2 tRNA genes and 1 rRNA gene are annotated in these 563 nt (G+C 50.8%); all 3 read left to right on the plus strand.

Going from position 1 to position 563, the window contains the following annotated elements:
- A 16S ribosomal RNA gene (locus tag F3J15_RS37510) occupies nt 1-112 on the plus strand; the annotation flags it as partial.
- A 64-nt stretch (nt 113-176) separates the two neighbouring features.
- A tRNA-Ile gene (locus tag F3J15_RS37515) sits at nt 177-253 on the plus strand.
- 40 nt (nt 254-293) lie between these two features.
- Nucleotides 294-369: transfer RNA gene (locus tag F3J15_RS37520), tRNA-Ala, on the plus strand.
- Nucleotides 370-563 lie beyond the last annotated feature (194 nt).

The following is a 563-nucleotide window of genomic DNA, read 5'->3' on the forward strand; positions in this document are numbered from 1 at the left end:
AGAAGTGGCTAGTCTAACCGCAAGGAGGACGGTCACCACGGTAGGATTCATGACTGGGGTGAAGTCGTAACAAGGTAGCCGTATCGGAAGGTGCGGCTGGATCACCTCCTTTCCAGAGCTTCTCGCACAAGTTGAGCGCTCACGCTTATCGGCTGTAAATTTAAAGACAGACTCAGGGGTCTGTAGCTCAGTCGGTTAGAGCACCGTCTTGATAAGGCGGGGGTCGTTGGTTCGAATCCAACCAGACCCACCATTGTCTGGCGGTAACACACCTGAGGTCATCTGTACTCAATGGGGGCATAGCTCAGCTGGGAGAGCACCTGCTTTGCAAGCAGGGGGTCGTCGGTTCGATCCCGTCTGCCTCCACCAATCTTCAATGACAAGCATTCGACTTGAGTCGAATCTTTGTCATTGGCGATTGAGCCAGTCAGAGTGATACGTAGTACGTATCGGCTGTCGTTCTTTAACAATCTGGAAGAAGTAAGTAATTTGGATAGCGGAAGCGTCTTGAGATGGACGTGAAAACTATCCGGGTTGTGATTGTATCGATGTATCTCAAGATG

The sequence above is a fragment of the Burkholderia sp. Ap-955 genome, assembly GCF_011753045.1.
Lineage (GTDB): Bacteria > Pseudomonadota > Gammaproteobacteria > Burkholderiales > Burkholderiaceae > Burkholderia > Burkholderia lata_D.